Source organism: Lacunisphaera limnophila (assembly GCF_001746835.1).
Taxonomy (GTDB): Bacteria; Verrucomicrobiota; Verrucomicrobiia; order Opitutales; family Opitutaceae; genus Lacunisphaera; species Lacunisphaera limnophila.
In genome coordinates this window covers 230143-244597 of record NZ_CP016094.1, presented here as the reverse complement: position 1 = coordinate 244597, position 14455 = coordinate 230143, and the positions used below count along the sequence as shown (strand labels likewise).

13 protein-coding genes and 1 pseudogene are annotated in these 14455 nt (G+C 69.3%); 5 read left to right on the top strand and 9 right to left on the bottom strand.

Annotated elements, in window-relative coordinates; all coding sequences use genetic code 11:
- The first annotated feature begins 153 nt into the window (after window positions 1-153).
- On the top strand, window positions 154-609 hold the full coding sequence (locus Verru16B_RS01120; RefSeq protein WP_157772103.1) for a cyclic nucleotide-binding domain-containing protein: 456 nt from the start codon (window positions 154-156) through the stop codon (window positions 607-609).
- A gap of 138 nt (window positions 610-747) precedes the next feature.
- On the opposite strand, the gene Verru16B_RS01115 is transcribed toward Verru16B_RS01120, so the two are convergent.
- On the bottom strand, window positions 748-1926 hold the full coding sequence (locus Verru16B_RS01115; RefSeq protein WP_069960563.1) for a hydrolase: 1179 nt from the start codon (window positions 1924-1926) through the stop codon (window positions 748-750).
- A 71-nt stretch (window positions 1927-1997) separates the two neighbouring features.
- Here Verru16B_RS01115 and Verru16B_RS01110 point away from each other — a divergent pair, with 71 nt between their 5' ends.
- Both Verru16B_RS01110 and Verru16B_RS01105 read left to right on the top strand, forming a co-directional pair.
- Window positions 1998-2648 (top strand): NADPH-dependent F420 reductase, encoded by a 651-nt coding sequence (locus Verru16B_RS01110; protein WP_069960562.1) that lies wholly within the window; start codon window positions 1998-2000, stop codon window positions 2646-2648.
- Between the two features lie 116 nt (window positions 2649-2764).
- On the top strand, window positions 2765-3331 hold the full coding sequence (locus tag Verru16B_RS01105; RefSeq protein WP_069960561.1) for a pseudouridine synthase: 567 nt from the start codon (window positions 2765-2767) through the stop codon (window positions 3329-3331).
- A gap of 20 nt (window positions 3332-3351) precedes the next feature.
- Here the strand turns inward: Verru16B_RS01105 and Verru16B_RS01100 are convergent, their stop codons facing one another.
- The 7 genes and pseudogenes from Verru16B_RS01100 to Verru16B_RS01070 all read right to left on the bottom strand — a co-directional run bounded on the left by Verru16B_RS01100 (window position 3352) and on the right by Verru16B_RS01070 (window position 10654).
- Window positions 3352-3789 carry a hypothetical protein gene (locus Verru16B_RS01100; RefSeq protein WP_069960560.1) on the bottom strand — a complete coding sequence of 146 codons (438 nt, stop codon included), beginning with the start codon at window positions 3787-3789 and terminating at the stop codon, window positions 3352-3354.
- A 170-nt stretch (window positions 3790-3959) separates the two neighbouring features.
- Window positions 3960-4364, bottom strand: coding sequence for a response regulator (locus Verru16B_RS01095; protein ID WP_069960559.1), 405 nt, complete (start codon window positions 4362-4364; stop codon window positions 3960-3962).
- Between the two features lie 79 nt (window positions 4365-4443).
- A pseudogene (locus Verru16B_RS19205) lies at window positions 4444-6578 on the bottom strand (M3 family metallopeptidase).
- 151 nt (window positions 6579-6729) lie between these two features.
- The gene (locus tag Verru16B_RS01085; protein WP_069960558.1) at window positions 6730-7167 is read right to left on the bottom strand and encodes a response regulator; all 438 of its coding nucleotides are present in this window, start codon (window positions 7165-7167) and stop codon (window positions 6730-6732) included.
- A gap of 96 nt (window positions 7168-7263) precedes the next feature.
- Entirely contained in the window at window positions 7264-8259 is a 996-nt protein-coding gene (locus Verru16B_RS01080) for an aldo/keto reductase (RefSeq protein ID WP_069960557.1), read from the bottom strand.
- Between the two features lie 171 nt (window positions 8260-8430).
- A complete protein-coding gene (locus Verru16B_RS01075) occupies window positions 8431-10239 on the bottom strand; it encodes a tetratricopeptide repeat protein (RefSeq protein ID WP_157772102.1) in 1809 nt (602 codons plus the stop codon).
- 43 nt (window positions 10240-10282) lie between these two features.
- Window positions 10283-10654 carry a hypothetical protein gene (locus Verru16B_RS01070; protein WP_069960555.1) on the bottom strand — a complete coding sequence of 124 codons (372 nt, stop codon included), beginning with the start codon at window positions 10652-10654 and terminating at the stop codon, window positions 10283-10285.
- A 178-nt stretch (window positions 10655-10832) separates the two neighbouring features.
- Between Verru16B_RS01070 and Verru16B_RS01065 the strand changes: the two genes are divergently transcribed.
- Window positions 10833-12953 carry an outer membrane protein assembly factor BamB family protein gene (locus tag Verru16B_RS01065; protein ID WP_069960554.1) on the top strand — a complete coding sequence of 707 codons (2121 nt, stop codon included), beginning with the start codon at window positions 10833-10835 and terminating at the stop codon, window positions 12951-12953.
- 6 nt (window positions 12954-12959) lie between these two features.
- A complete protein-coding gene (locus Verru16B_RS01060) occupies window positions 12960-13865 on the top strand; it encodes an alpha/beta hydrolase (protein WP_069960553.1) in 906 nt (301 codons plus the stop codon).
- 106 nt (window positions 13866-13971) lie between these two features.
- Here Verru16B_RS01060 and Verru16B_RS01055 read toward each other — a convergent pair whose 3' ends face one another.
- Window positions 13972-14448 (bottom strand): hypothetical protein, encoded by a 477-nt coding sequence (locus Verru16B_RS01055; RefSeq protein ID WP_069960552.1) that lies wholly within the window; start codon window positions 14446-14448, stop codon window positions 13972-13974.
- Between the last annotated feature and the right edge of the window lie 7 nt (window positions 14449-14455).

Here is a 14455-nt window from a genome sequence, read left to right as displayed (position 1 = left end):
GTAAGAAGGGAGAAGGATCGGGGGCAAAGGGGGCGCTGATCCGCGAGGAGCGGTGGTGTGAGCGAGCTCACCGCCAACGGAGGACGGGGTTGTTCATTGCGTTTGGGGGCAGGGGGGCGCAGGGTGGCGTGGTTCAGGGAACGGTTCGACCCCATGACCGCCTCGCTCGATAACTTTATCCACCGGTTGCCCGTGATGGCGGGCCTCGATGAGGACGCTTTGCGGTTTCTGGGCACCCTGGCCGGGGCGGAGGCGCATGCGGCGGGGGCGGTGATCGTGCGCGAGGGCGAGCGGGGGGACCGGGTGTATTTCATCCAGGCGGGGCGCGTGCGCGTAACGAAGCAGCCGGCGGGCGGCGCGGCCGTCGTGTTGGCGGAGTTCGGGCCGGGTGATTTTTTCGGCGAGATGAGCCTGGTGGAGAGCATGGAGCGGTCGGCGAGTGTGGTGGCGGTGGAGCCGACGCAAGTGTTCACACTCAAGGCCATGGATTTCTACCAGCTCTACCGGACGCGGCCGGACCAGTACGGCATCGTGATGCTGAACATCGCGCGGGACCTAGCGCGGCGGCTGCGGCGGCTGGACGAGGATTTCTGCCAGCGCGGGGCGTGAGGAAGAAGGAAGAAGTAAGAAGGAAGAAGGAGAGCGTTCCTCCGGCGGTAATGTCGGGGTTTGTAGGGGCGCGCCTGCGGACGGGGACCAGCCTTGGCCAAGGCTCCGGCTGGTAGGCGAGCCACGCCATTCTGTCGATCAGGCCCGGGTGGGCAGGGGGATTTCGCCGGCGGCGACGCGGTGGAGGAAGCGGGCAGCGACCTGGGCGCGTTGGGTGAGGCTGGGGAGATGGCAGAATTCCTCGGGGCTGTGGAGGTGGTCGCCGACGCAGCCGAGGCCGTCGAGGTTGGGCAGGCCGGCGGCGGAGAGGAGGTTGCCGTCGGAGCCGCCGCCCACGTGCTGCCAGTCGAAGTCGAGGCCGAGTTCGCGAGCGCCCTTGCGCCACTCGGTGAAGAGGGCGGTCTCGGCGGGGGTCTCGACCTTGGGGCCGCGGTTGAAGCCGCCGCCGATCTCGATGCGGTAGCCCTCGCGGGCGTGCCAGGGCGCGCAAATCGCGTGCAGGCGGCGGAGGAAGGTGGCGTCGTCGCCGGCGGCGGTGACGCGGACGTTGATCACGGCCTCGGCGAAGTCGGGCACGATGTTGGCGGCGCCGCCGCCGCGGATGGCTCCGACATTAACCATTACGCCGGGCAGTTCGGCGGTGAGCGCCTCGACGCGGGGGAGGAGGTCGCAGAGGGCGAGGATGGCGTTGCGGCCGGCCTCGGGGGCGCGGCCGGCGTGGGCGGCGCGGCCATGGCAGGTGAGGGTGAAGATGCCGGTGCCCTTGCGGGATTTGACCAGATCGCCGTTGGCGCGGGCGGGCTCGAACACGAGGGCGAAGCGGTGGCGGGTGGCGGCCTCCTCGAGCAGCGGGGCGGTGCCCTGCGAGCCGGTTTCCTCGTCGGGGCCGAGGAGGATTTCGTAGCCGAGCTTGGCGGCGTGGGGGGTCTTCTCGAACGCGAGCAGGGCGGCGAGCATGACCACGAGCCCGCCCTTCATGTCGGCGGTGCCGGGGCCGCGGAGGCGCTCGGGCGAGAGAAGGGTGCAGGCCTGAAACGGGTGGTCGGCGTCGTAGACCGTGTCGTAGTGGCCGCTGAGCAGCAGCTGGAGCGGGGCGGTGGGCCGCACGCGGAGGCGCAGGGCCTGGGCGGTGGTGTCGGCGAGCGGCACGGCCTCGGCGGAGCCGAGACGGCCGAAGTCGGCCTGGAGGAGTTTCAGCATGGCCGCGAGGCCCGCGGGGCTGGCGCTGCCGGAGTTCTGGTTGCACCACTTGATGAGCAGGTCGCGGAGCTCGGAGGCGCGTTTCGGCAGGGCGGCGATGGGATCGGGGACGGGCATGAAGGTTTTTGACGAAATGTTGCCGCTGTCGTGGTTGCCAATTCCCGGCCAAACGTCAATCTGCGCGCACCATGAAAATTGCGATCATCGGGGCGGGCAACGTCGGCGGTGCGCTGGGTCGGAGCTGGGCGAAGGCGGGGCACACGATCATTTTCGGCGTGCGCGACCCGGCCAACGGCAAGACGAAGCCGCCGCTGGCCGAGATCGGCGGCGCCGCGAGCTCGGTGGTGGTGCCCGACGCGGTGCGCAGCGCCGAGGTGATCGTGCTGGCCACGCCCTGGGATGCGGTGCCCACCGTGATCAACGCCATGGGCGACCTGCGCGGGAAGATCCTCATCGACTGCACGAATCCGCTGTCGCTCAACGCGGAGGGCAGCCTGGGCCTCTCGCTCGGTTCCTCGACCTCGGGGGCGGAGGAGATCGCGCGCCTGGCGACCGGTGCGCGGGTGGCGAAGGCATTCAACACGTATGGTTGGGAGAATTTTGCCGACTCGAGCTACCCGGGGCATGGCGAGCTGAAGCCGGTGATGTTTTATTGCAGCGATGACGACGAGGCGAAGGAAGTGGTGGAGACGCTGGCGAAGGACCTGGGGTTCGAGCCGGTGGACACGGGCGGCCTCGGCATGGCGCGCAGCCTGGAGCCGCTGGCGCTGATGTGGATCCGGTTGAGCATCCGCAACGGGCGCAACCCGAACTTCACGTGGGCGCGGCTGACGCGCTGAGCGGAGGGCGCGGCGCCCGTTGAAGTTTCAGGTTTAAGTTGAAGGCGGGGGGCGGCCGGGGCCGAAAAAGCGCGTTGAGGTCGACGCGCTCCACCGAAAGGCTGTCGCCTACAACCATGCTGATCGCCCTGCACAAACCCTACGGGGTGCTCTCGCAGTTCACGCCGGAGCCGGGGTCGCGGTGGCGGACGCTGGCGGAGCTGGGATTGCCGCCGGCGGTGTATGCGCTCGGACGGCTGGATGCGGATTCGGAGGGGCTGCTGCTGCTGTCGGACGAGCCCGGGTTGAATTCACGGCTGCTGGATCCCGAGGCGGGACACCGCCGGGAGTACTGGGTGCAGGTGGAGGGCCTGCCGGACGACGCGGCGTTGCGGCGGCTGGCGGCGGGGGTGACGATCGGTGGTTATCGCACGCGGCCCTGCGGGGTGCGGCGGCTGGAACCCGCGCCGGCGGTGGCCCCGCGCACGCCGCCCATCCGCGTGCGGAAGTCGGTGCCGGATTGCTGGCTGGCGTTGGAGCTCAGCGAGGGGAAGAACCGGCAGGTGCGGCGGATGACGGCGGCGATCGGGTATCCCACGCTGCGGCTGATGCGGGCGCGGATCGGGCATTTTCCGCTGGGCGAGCTGGCGCCGGGGTGCTGGTGCGAGTTGACGGCGGCGGAGCGGGCGGCGGTGTTCGCGTGAGGCGGGCGCGGGCGGACGAGCTAGCGTTTGGCGGGGGTGAAGAGGCGCGTGACGAGGTCGGTGATGATCTCGCCGACGGGCTGGCGGCCGGGGATCTTGGCGCGGTATTGCATCAGCCCGAGGGGCTGGCGGGATTGGACGTCGCGGGCGGTGACCTCGAGGTACATCAGCCGGTCGCCGAAATCCCAGGTCCAGCTGTCCTGGTAGGTGATGACGGCCTGGGTGTCGTCGGGGATCATGGTGCGCGGGCCGAATTCGGCGGTGAGGCCGCGGGCGCGCAGGGCGTTGACGAGGTGGCGGTCGAGCGCGCGGCTGTCGTTGGCGTTGGCGATCACGAAGAAGCGCTGCACACGGGCGAGGTCCTCGGCGCGCTCGACCTTGGTGTCGACCGACGCGCAGCCGCCGAGGAGGAGGCAGAGGAGGAAAGCGGCCGGGAAGGTTCGCAGGGTGGTCGTCATCGTGGTGTGGGTTCTGCTATAGTTGCCGGAGGACGGAGAACGAGAAAGAATCTGCCGGGTGCCCCGGGGCACGGCCGGATGGCCGGTGCAGTCAGCCCGGAAACGGCCGGGATCGGGCGGGCAGGGTACGTGGCGGGAGCAAGCTCACCGCCCACAGGGACATCCACCGATCAGAGCGTGGCGAAGATCGCGCGGAGGTCGGACGGGAAGATGGGCTTCGGCAGAATGTGATCCACGCGGTGGCGGCGGTAGGCGGCGTCCACCTCGGTGCTGAGCTCGGAGCTGAAGACGATGATGCGGCCGGGATACTTGATCGCGCGCAGTTCGCCGACCAGTTCCAGCCCGCTGATGCTGGGCATGTGGTGGTCGGTGATGACGACGTCGTAGGCGCCGAGGTCCTTTTTGAGGATCTCGAGCGCGAGCTTGCCGTCATGCACGGAGTCAACCTTGTGGCCGTCGCGACCGAGCACGATCTCGAGGAGCTGGCGGAGTTCGCGCATGTCATCGGCATAGAGCACCCGCATCGATTTGCGCGGGTGCGTCGGGTTGCCGGTGGTGGAAGCGGGCGAACTCATGCTCGGTATGACATGCAAGTAGCAGATAAAATCCGCTTTGTCTCCTCTGGTTCTGTCAAAAAGGTAAGAATCAGGGTTTTCACGGGGTGGCCGGGACCAGCCCGCGGCGGACGAAGAGCGGCCGGATATCGGGCTCGCGGCCGGTGAAGTCCCGGAAGAGGGCGAGGGCCTCGCGGCTGCCGCCGCGGGAGAGCAGGGTGGCGCGGAAGCGGTCGCCGTTGGCGCGGGTGAGTCCGCCGTGCTGTTTCATCCAGTCGACGGTCTGGGCGTCGAGGACCTCGCTCCAGAAATAGGAGTAGTAGCCGGCCGAGTAGCCGCCGGCGAAGACGTGGGAGAAGTAGGTGCTGCGGTAGCGGGGCGGCACCGGGGCGAAGTCGAGCCCGGCGCGCTGGAGGGCGGCGGCCTCGAAGGCGAGCACGCCCGCGGCGTCGGGGACCTGGTCGGGCTTGAGCTGGTGCCAGGCCTGGTCGATCAGCGCGGCGCCGAGGTACTCGCTGGTGGCGAAGCCCTGGTTGAACTTGCTGGCGGCCTCGATCTTGGCGAGGAGGGTGGCGGGGATGGGTTCGCCGGTCTGGTAGTGCTTGGCGTAGTTCTGCAGGACCTCGGGCCAGGTGGCCCACATCTCGTTCACCTGGGAGGGGAACTCGACGAAGTCGCGCGGCACGCTGGTGCCGGAGAAGCGCGGGTACTTCACGGCGGAGAACAGGCCGTGCAGGGTGTGGCCGAACTCGTGGAACATGGTGTTGACCTCGTCGTGGGTGAGGAGGGTGGGCTCGCCGGCGGGGGCTTGGGGATGTTCTGGTGGTTGCCGATGACGGGCTTGGTGCCGGTGAGGCCGTTCTGGGGGACGTAGGCGTTCATCCAGGCGCCGCCGCGCTTGCTGGGCCGGGCGTAGAAGTCGCCCGTGAAGAGGGCCATGGGCGAGCCGTCGGCGTCGAAGATCTCGTAGACGAGCATGTCGTCGGTGTAACCCTGAAGGTCGGGCCGGGCCTTGAACGTGATGCCGTAGAGGCGGGTGGCGGCGTAGAACACGCCGTCCTCGAGGACGCGCTTCAGTTCGTAGTACGGCTTCAGCTCGTTCTCGTCGAAGGCGTAGCGTTCCTGGCGGACCTTCTCGGCGTAGAGGGCCCAGTCCCAGGCGGCGACGGGGTGGCCGGCGCCGGCGGCGGCGATGACCTGGTCCATGGCGGCGGCCTCGCGGCGGGCGTTGGCGACGGCGAGCGGGGCGGCCTCGGCAAGGAGGCGGTTGAGGACGTCGACGCTGCCGACGGTCTGTTCCTCGAGCTGGTAGGCGGCGTGGTGGGGGTAGCCGAGGAGGGCGGCGCGCTCGGCGCGGAGTTTGGCGAGCCGCGAGACGATCTCGCGGTTGTCGAACTCGCCGCCGCGGCTGCCGCGGGACAGGGAGGCGGCCATGATCTTCTCGCGGACGACCCGGTCGGTGAGGTTGGTGAGCGGCGGCTGGCCGGTGGTGTTTTGGAGACGGAGGAGGAATTTGCCCTCGTGGCCGGCGGCGGTGGCGGCCGCAGCGGCGGCGGTGATGGCGGCGTCGGAGAGGCCGGCGAGCTCCGCGCGGGTGTCGATCACGACGGCGGCGGCGTTGATCTCCTTGAGGACGTTCTGGCTGAAGCGGGTGGAGAGGGTGGCGAGTTCGGCGTTGAGGGCCTTGAGCACGGTCTGGTCGGCCTCGGAGAGCTGGGCGCCGGCGCGGACGTAGTCGGTGTGGTAGCGTTCCAGCAGGCGGAGGGACTCGGGGTCCAGGCCGAGGGTGGCGCGGCGGGCGTGGAGATCCTGGATGCGGCGGAAGAGGGCGTGGTTGAGGAAGATCGCGTCGGAGTGGGCGGAGAAGCGGGGGGACATCTCGGCCTCGATCTTCTGCAGGGCCGGGTTGGTGAGGCCGCCGGTGAGGATGCCGAACGCGCGGCGGGCGCGGTTGAGGGTCTCGCCGCGACGCTCGAGGGCCACGATGGTGTTGTCGAAGGTGGGGGCGGCGGAATTGGTGGCGATGGCGTCGACCTCGCGCAGTTCCTCGGCCATGCCGAGCTCGAAGGCGGGCAGGAAGTGCTCGTCCTTGATGAGCGCGAACGGCGGCAGCTGGTAGGGCAGGGCGCTGGGGGCGAGGAGCGGATTGGGGGTCATGACGGGCGGCGTGCCGGTCTCGGCGGAGTGAGCCGGCAACGCGAGGAGGGCGGCGGCCATCGGGAGGAGGGTGAACATGCGACGGGAGAAACGGGAGTCGATCATGGGAATAATTTGCCTCGAAAAGACCGGTTTCGACCGGGCATGGCAAGTGTCATAAACCGGTGAAGGCGCGGACACGCGGGGCGCGGGGCCGCGGGGCAAGGAGGCCCCAGAGGGGACAAACGGCCTAGGCCGGGGCGGGGGCGGGAAAGAGGTCGGCGATCAGGCGGCGGAGGGCGGCGGGACGGACGGGCTTGGCGAGGACCTGGTCGACGCGGAGGTCGACGTAGGCGTCGTAGACCTGGGGATCGAGTTCCGAGCTGAAGACGATGATGCGGCCGGCGAACGGCAGCCGGCGCACGGCGCGCACCAGGTCGAGACCGTTCATGACCGGCATGTGATGATCGGTGATCAGCAGATCGAAGCGGGCGGAGGGTTCCTGCAGGCGGGCGAGGGCCAGGCTGCCGTCGGCGACGGCCTCGAGGTCATGCCCTTCGGGGGTGAGCACCAGGCGCATGAGCTGGCGGAGTTCCGGCAGATCCTCGGCGTAGAGCACCTGCAGGCCGCGCCGGGCGGTGGGGGACGGAGCAACGGCGGGCAGCGGGGTGGAAACGGAGGGCGTCACGGGATACGTGGTTAGTCACGATTTCCCGGGAAAGGTTGTGCGAAAATCTTCTGAATTAAAAACCGCAGCGCCGGTGCACGGGTGGCGCCGGGCGCGTCACTTCGCCGTGTCGAGCAGGCGCATCATCTGCTCGGGGTAGCGCGAACCGGCGACGGCGGAGGCGGGGAACACCTGCTCGATCTCGGCGAGGTCGGTCGGGGTGAGCGTCACGTCGAGGGCGCCGAGGTTTTCGTCGAAATTCCGGATGCGGCGGGTGCCGGGGATGGGCAGGATGAAATCGCCCTGGGCCAGGACCCAGGCGAGCGCGAGCTGGCTGGCGGTGCAGCCTTTCCGCGCGGCCATGGCCTGGATGCGGGCGACGAGGGCGAGATTGCGGGCGAAGTTTTCGCCCTGGAAGCGGGGCTGGGTGCGGCGCTGGTCGTCGGGCGCGAAATCCTCGATGCTTTTGAATTGTCCGGTGAGGAAGCCACGGCCGAGGGGGCTGTAGGGCACGAAGGCGACGCCGAGTTCGCGGCAGGTGCCGAGGACGCGGGCCTCCACGTCGCGGGACCAGAGGGAGTATTCGCTTTGCACGGCGGCAATCGGGTGGACGGCGTGGGCGCGGCGGAGGCTCGTTTCGCCGGCCTCGGAGAGGCCGAGGTGGCGGACCTTGCCGGCCTGGACCAGGCCGGCCATGGCGCCGACAGTCTCCTCGACCGGAATGGAGGCGTCGATGCGGTGGGCGTAGTAGAGGTCGATGACCTCGACGCCGAGCCGTTGCAGGCTGGCGTCACAGGCGGCGCGCACGTAGTCGGGGTGGCCGCTGACGACGCGTTTGCCGGGATCGGCGCGGTCGCGGATGAAGCCGAACTTGGTGGCGAGGAAAACCTCGGCGCGGCGGGTGGCGAGCAGTTTGGCCAGCAGGCGCTCGTTGTCGCCGTAGCCATACATGTCGGCGGTATCAAGGTGGGTCACCCCGCGGTCGAGCGCGTGGTTCAAGGTGGCGAGGGATTCGGCCTCGTCGCGCGGCCCGTAGAAATCGGACATGCCCATGCAGCCGAGGCCGAGGGCGGGGAGGAGGGGGCCGTGTTTGCCGAGGGCGCGCGTTTCCATGGAGCAAGGATAGTCCGGCGGGTTGGAAAGTAAACCCGGGCCTGTGTCACGCGGCCGGCGGGATGCTCACGCCGTCCAAGGCCCGATTCCGAAAGGATGTTCCGATGCACAAGTAACCTATTAGGTTACTTGTGCATCGGAACGGGGGTGGGATGGAGGCTGGATCCGGGCTCAGGGGCGAATTTGTTGCAGGCGTTCGCGCAGGCCGGGGAAATCGGGTTTGAGGCGCAGGGCCTCCTGCCAATGGCGGGCGGCGTCCTCGCGTTGTCCGGTCAGAGCGTACATGTAGCCGAGGCCGGCGTGGGCCTCGGCGCTGTCCGGGCGCAGGGTGACGACGCGGGTGTAGGCGGCGGCCGCGGCGGTGAACTTGCGCTGGCGGGCGAGAAATTCGGCGAGGACGAGTTGGACCTGGGCGTTGTCGGGCAGCAAGGCGGCGGCCCGGGTCAGGTCGGCCTCGGCCTCCGCGGTGCGACCGAGTTGCTGGAGCAGGAGGCCGCGCAGGTAGTGGCCCCGGGCGTAGCCGGGGTGCCGGTCGATCAGGCGTTGGTAGGAATTCACGGCGTCGGCAAGGCGTCCGGTCTGGCCCTGCACATTGGCGAGGGTGAGCCAGGCCCAGTGGATGTGCGGGTCCAACTCGAGGGCGCGGCGGGCGTGGCGTTCGGCGTCGGCAAGGCGACCGGCCTCGTAGTGGGTGTAGCCAAGGAAGGCTTCGGCATGGGCGCTGGCCGGGTCCATCGCGCGGGCGCGCTGGTAGAGCGACTCCGAGTCACGCCAGAAGGCTTGTTGCCGCCACGTGAGGCCGGCGGCGGCGGTGAGCACGAGGCCGGCGGCGATCAGCTGCGCCCGGGCCGGCACCGGCAGGCGGGCGATGATCCCGAGCACGGCGAGTTGGGCGCCGAGGATGGGGAGGTAGGTGTAGCGGTCGGCCATGCCCTGGACCCCGACCTGCAACAGGCCAAGCGCGGGCAGGAGCATGGCGAGGAACCAGAGCCAGCCGGTGAGCAGCTCGGGTTCGCGGCGGCGGCGCACCCAAGCCCACGCGGTCAGCAACAGCAGCAAGGCCACGGCGCCGGCGACGGTCGCCGCCGGCCAGGCGCCCGGGTGTTCGTAGAAGAACGCGAGGTCGACCGGCCAGAAGAAGTTCCCCAGGTAGCGGACGACGGAGACCACGGCGTTGCCGAGGCGGTCGGCCAGCGGCACGGCGAGGGAGAAGGCGTTGCTCGCGACCTGCATGCGGATGGTCACGACGGCGATCACGGCGGAGAGGGCGAAGAAGGGGATTTTCTCGAGCAGCACGCCGCGGTGCGTCCGCCACCAACCGGCGGCGGGGGTGGGCGCAAGCCGGTGGAGCGGCCAGAGATCGAGCGCGAGCAGGACGAGCGGCAGGGTCACAACGGACGGTTTGCACATCAGGCCGCCGAGGAAGAGCGCCAGCGTCAGGGCGTAGGCCGGGCCGGCGGGTTGGCCGGACGCGCGTCGCGTCGCGTAGCGGGCGTAGGCGAGCAGGGTGAGCAGGAAGAAAAAGCCGCTCATGACGTCCTTGCGCTCGGTGACCCAGACGACGGATTCGACGCGCAGGGGATGCCACGCGAAGAGCGCGGCGGAAAACAGCGCCAGGCCCCAGGCCCCGGTGAGGCGGCGGAGAAGCAGGAAGGCGAGGACGGCGTTGACGGCGTGCCAGAGCACGTTGACGGCGCGGTGGCCGGTGGCGTCGGCGCCGAAGAGCTGCCAGTCGAGCATGTGCGACACCCAGGTGAGCGGGTGCCAGTAGTCGGCGTGGCCGGTGAAGGCCCAGACGAGGCCGTCCCAGGTGAGGCCCGCCTGCACCCGCGGGTTGTTGGTCAGGTAGACCGGGTCGTCATAGTTGATGAAGTCGTAGCCGAGGGAGCGGGAGAAGAGCAGCGCGGTGCCGGCCAACAAGCCCAGGCACGCGATCCAAGGCGTCGGCGAGGGTCGGGAGGGTGCGGCGGGGCGGGGCACGGCCCATGCCTGCCGGGAGCGGCTCGGCTTGGCAAGCGCTCCGCTAGGACTTGTATTGGATGAAGAAAGACGTGGCGCCCGCCTGGCGGCAGTGGGCCTTGATTTCCTCGACGAGGGATTTATTCAGGCCGAGCGGAATGTATAACTTCACGTACACCCGGTTGGGGCCGCGCACCTCGCCGGCAACGACCTGGGTCATTTCTGCCAGGGGGTACACGACGCGCCCGATCCGGAATTTCTCGGGGGACATGACATTCACGCGGATCGTCTGGTAAAGCTCCGCCGGGGCGCGGGCCGGGCTCAGCAGGAACACGAGGGCGAAGAGAGTGAAGCGCAGGAGCCGTCCGAGGGGACGCCCCCGGGTGGCAGCCAGCCAGGATTTGAATTCAGCCGGGGAACGGGTGGGCAGCATCATGGTGATAAGAGGTTCTGAACTCCGCCGATCACGCTGGCCCTCGAGATCGGTGGAGGCGGTGACCAGCTCAAATCCATCCGCGGGCGGATCAATCCTTTAATCGGGTTAATTTCCAGTGAACGGGGACGTCGCGGGGTCTCCGCTTGGCAAGCGGGCGGCGCGGTGTTCCACTGCGCCCATGCGAACACCCCTTCTCGCGTTTCTCGCGGCCACCGGCTGCGGTTCCCTCCTCGCGTCGGCCGGCCGGGACTGGCCGGTTTATCATGGTGACAAGGCTGGCAGCCATTATTCGCCGCTCCACCAGATCACGCCGGACAACGTCGCCCAGCTGGAAGTGGCGTGGACCTTCAACGCCGGCGACCTGCGGGAGGGGGCGACGCAGATCCAGTGCAACCCGCTCATTCTCGACGGCGTGCTCTACGCGACCACCCCGCAGTCGAAGGTGGTGGCCCTCGACGCCGCCACCGGGCGCGAACTCTGGCGGTTTGCGCCGCTGGCGCCGAACGGCCTGAACCGGGGCCTGGCCACGTGGACCGATGGCACTGCGCGCCGCATTCTTTTTGGCAACGGGCAGTGGTTGCATGCGCTCGACGCCGCGACCGGCCAGCTGATCGAGAGCTTTGGCACCGGTGGCCGCGTGGACCTGGCGCTGGGGCTCGGCCGCGACGCCACCGGCCTCGCCATCCAGGCCAACACGCCAGGCGTCGTGTTTGGTGACCTCATCATTATGGGCATGCGGGTGGGCGAGGGCCCGGCCCCGGCCGCGCCGGGCCATATCCGCGCGTACAACGTGCGCACGGGCGCGCTGGCGTGGACCTTTCGCACGATCCCGCACCCGGGCGAAGCGGGTTACGAGACCTGGCCGGCCGACGCCTGGCAACGGGTCGGCGGGGCGAACGTCTGGACGGGCATGACCCTCGACGAGGAGCGCGGCCTGGTGTTTTGCCCGGTTGGCTCGGCGACCTTTGATTTCTGGGGCGGCGACCGGCTCGGCGACAACCTGTACGCCAACTGTCTGCTCGCGCTCGACGCCGCGACCGGGCGCAAGGTCTGGCACTACCAATTTGTCCGGCACGACGTGTGGGATCGCGACCCGCCGGCGCCGCCGAACCTGCTGACGATCCGCCGCGACGGCCGCGAGATCCCGGCGGTGGCGCAGACGACCAAGTCGGGCCACGTGTTTGTGTTCAACCGCGAGACGGGAGAACCGCTCTTCCCGATCGAGGATGTCGAGGTGCCTAGCTCTGACCTGGCCGGCGAGCTGGTGTCCCCGACGCAGCCCCTGCCGCTGAAACCCGCGGCGTTCGCGCGGCAGTTGCTCACGGCGAACGAGCTCACGAACCGCACCCCCGAGGCGCACCGGGCGGTGCTTCAGCAATTCTCCCGTCTGCGTCCGCACACGCCGTTCATGCCCCCGAGCCGCGAGGGCACGATCATCTTCCCCGGCTATGACGGCGGGGCGGAGTGGGGCGGTTCGGCGGTGGACCCGTCGGGCGTGCTCTATGTGAACAGCAACGAGATGGCCTGGATCCTCGCGATGGTGGAGACCGGCGGCGCGGCCTCACCCGGCGAGCAGGTCTACCGGCAGAATTGCATCGGCTGCCACGGCGTGAACCGCGAGGGCAACGTCGCGGCCAGCATCCCGCCGTTGGTGGACGTGGGCAAGCGCCTGAACCGCGAGCAGACGCTCGAGGTCATCACGAAGGGCCGCGGCGTGATGCCGATGTGGGGGTTCCTGACGCAGGCGCAGCGCGAGGCCGTGACTGGTTTCCTGCTCGGGGATGCGCCGCCCCCGCGCGAGCCGAGCGCCGCGCCCGCGCCGACGTGGGTCACGTGGATGCCCGACAACCGCACGGCCGCGCCGCCGCCGTACACGCACACCGGCTACAACCGCTGGCTCGATCCGCAGGGTTATCCGGCGATCAAGCCGCCCTGGGGCACGCTCAATGCGATCGACCTCAACACCGGCGAATACCTGTGGCGCGTCCCGCTCGGCGAGTACCCGGAGCTGATGGCGCAGGGCCTGCCTCCGACGGGCACGGAGAACTACGGCGGCCCGCTGCTCACGGCCGGCGGCCTGCTCTTCATCGGCGCGACCAAGGACGAGCATTTCCGCGCCTTCGATCCCAAGACCGGCCGCGAACTCTGGCGCGTGAAGCTGCCCGCCGGCGGCTACGCCACGCCGGCAACCTATGAGGTCGACGGCCGCCAGTATGTCGTCATCGCCTGCGGTGGCGGCAAGATGGGCACGAAGAGCGGTGACGCCTACGTGGCCTTCGCGCTGCCCAAGACCAAGTAACCCGTCATGAAAAAGGTGATCCTCTCCGTTCTCGCCCTCCTCACCTGGGCGGCACATGCCGCGCCCACCGGGCCCCAGCCGCTCTGGCCGGGCACCGCCCCGGGGGAGACACAGGTGCTGCCGGCGGAGGCGGACCAGTTCAAATCGCCGCCCGATCCGCTGATCGCCGGCCGGTCCATCATCCGCCTCGGCAATGTCTCCACCCCCACGCTCACAATTTACCGTCCGGATCCCGCGAAGGACACCGGGGCCGCGGTCGTGGTCGCGCCGGGTGGCGGCTACTACATCCTCGCGCTGGATCTGGAGGGTACGGAGGTCTGTGCCTGGCTGAATTCAATCGGCGTGACGGGGGTATTGCTCAAATACCGGGTGCCGGGCCGCGAGGGTCGGGCGCGATACGCGGCGGCGCTGGAGGATGCGCAACGGGCGGTCGGGCTGGTGCGGGCGCAGGCGAAGGAACTCGGCCTGGATCCGCAGCGCATCGGGATGCTGGGTTTCTCGGCCGGTGCGCACCTGGCGGCGACGTTGGCGGTCAATCATGCGGTCCGGGCTTATCCGGCGGTCGATGCCGCCGATGTTGAGAGCTGCCGGCCTGATTTCATCGCGTTGATCTATCCCGGTGGACTCGTGGACCGGGAGCAGGGCGATGCCGTGCGTCCGGAAGTGGCGCCGCAAAAAGGCGTCACGCCGCCGGTCTTCATCGCGATGGCGCAGGACGATCCGGTGCGGGTGGAGAACGCCCTTGGTTATTACGCCGCGCTGAAGCAGGCCGGGGTGCCGGCGGAGCTGCACCTTTATCCCACGGGCGGGCATGGCTACGGCCTGCGGCGCACGGCTGATCGGGTCACGACGTGGCCGGACCGGGTGGCGGACTGGCTGGAGACGGGCGGGTGGCTGCGGCGGGTGCCGTGAGGAAGAAAGGGCGGCCGCGCTGACGGCAGAAGGCCGGGTTCCCCATCAAAGCGCGATCAACCCGTCCGGAGGCCGGGTTCCACCGCGGAACAGAGCGCGGGCTGGCTCAGTTCACGTAGGCGCTGTCCACTTCCTGCCACTGTTTGGCGACCTCGAGGCGGCCGTTGACCATCAGGAGGGCGGTGACCTGGTAGGTGGTGAGGTGCTTGAGGCGGTAGGTGACGATCGGGACATCCACGATGCTCACGCCGCCGGCATCCGCGCGGCCGAAGGTGGGGATGGTGCTCTGGGTGTCGGCGGTCTGGATGGTTTTTTCGGAGACCTTGCGCCGGTAGATCCACTGTTCCGCCTTGGTCGTCGCGTCGGGCGTTTCCATGGGTTTGATCTCGGCGGGCTTGCCGTAGAGGAGTTCGACGGTGTCGGCTTCCATGCCTTTTTCCAGCATGCGCTTCTTCTTGGCGCCGGGGGCAGGGGCGGGCTCCGACGACGTTGGGTCGGGGGTTTTGTCATCGGCCGCGGACGCCAGGGCGGGCACGCCCAGGATCAGGCTGAGGACGAGAACGAAGCGCGGCAGAGAGGGCATAGACATG

What these genes read in the sequence shown, in the direction of transcription:
- Verru16B_RS01120 (WP_157772103.1), top strand. Translation starts at nt 154, where the DNA reads ATGACCGCCTCGCTCGATAACTTTATCCACCGGTTGCCCGTGATGGCG.
- Verru16B_RS01115 (WP_069960563.1), bottom strand. Translation starts at nt 1,926, where the DNA reads ATGCCCGTCCCCGATCCCATCGCCGCCCTGCCGAAACGCGCCTCCGAG.
- Verru16B_RS01110 (WP_069960562.1), top strand. Translation starts at nt 1,998, where the DNA reads ATGAAAATTGCGATCATCGGGGCGGGCAACGTCGGCGGTGCGCTGGGT.
- Verru16B_RS01105 (WP_069960561.1), top strand. Translation starts at nt 2,765, where the DNA reads ATGCTGATCGCCCTGCACAAACCCTACGGGGTGCTCTCGCAGTTCACG.
- Verru16B_RS01100 (WP_069960560.1), bottom strand. Translation starts at nt 3,789, where the DNA reads ATGACGACCACCCTGCGAACCTTCCCGGCCGCTTTCCTCCTCTGCCTC.
- Verru16B_RS01095 (WP_069960559.1), bottom strand. Translation starts at nt 4,364, where the DNA reads ATGAGTTCGCCCGCTTCCACCACCGGCAACCCGACGCACCCGCGCAAA.
- Verru16B_RS01080 (WP_069960557.1), bottom strand. Translation starts at nt 8,259, where the DNA reads ATGGAAACGCGCGCCCTCGGCAAACACGGCCCCCTCCTCCCCGCCCTC.
- Verru16B_RS01070 (WP_069960555.1), bottom strand. Translation starts at nt 10,654, where the DNA reads ATGATGCTGCCCACCCGTTCCCCGGCTGAATTCAAATCCTGGCTGGCT.
- Verru16B_RS01065 (WP_069960554.1), top strand. Translation starts at nt 10,833, where the DNA reads ATGCGAACACCCCTTCTCGCGTTTCTCGCGGCCACCGGCTGCGGTTCC.
- Verru16B_RS01060 (WP_069960553.1), top strand. Translation starts at nt 12,960, where the DNA reads ATGAAAAAGGTGATCCTCTCCGTTCTCGCCCTCCTCACCTGGGCGGCA.
- Verru16B_RS01055 (WP_069960552.1), bottom strand. Translation starts at nt 14,448, where the DNA reads ATGCCCTCTCTGCCGCGCTTCGTTCTCGTCCTCAGCCTGATCCTGGGC.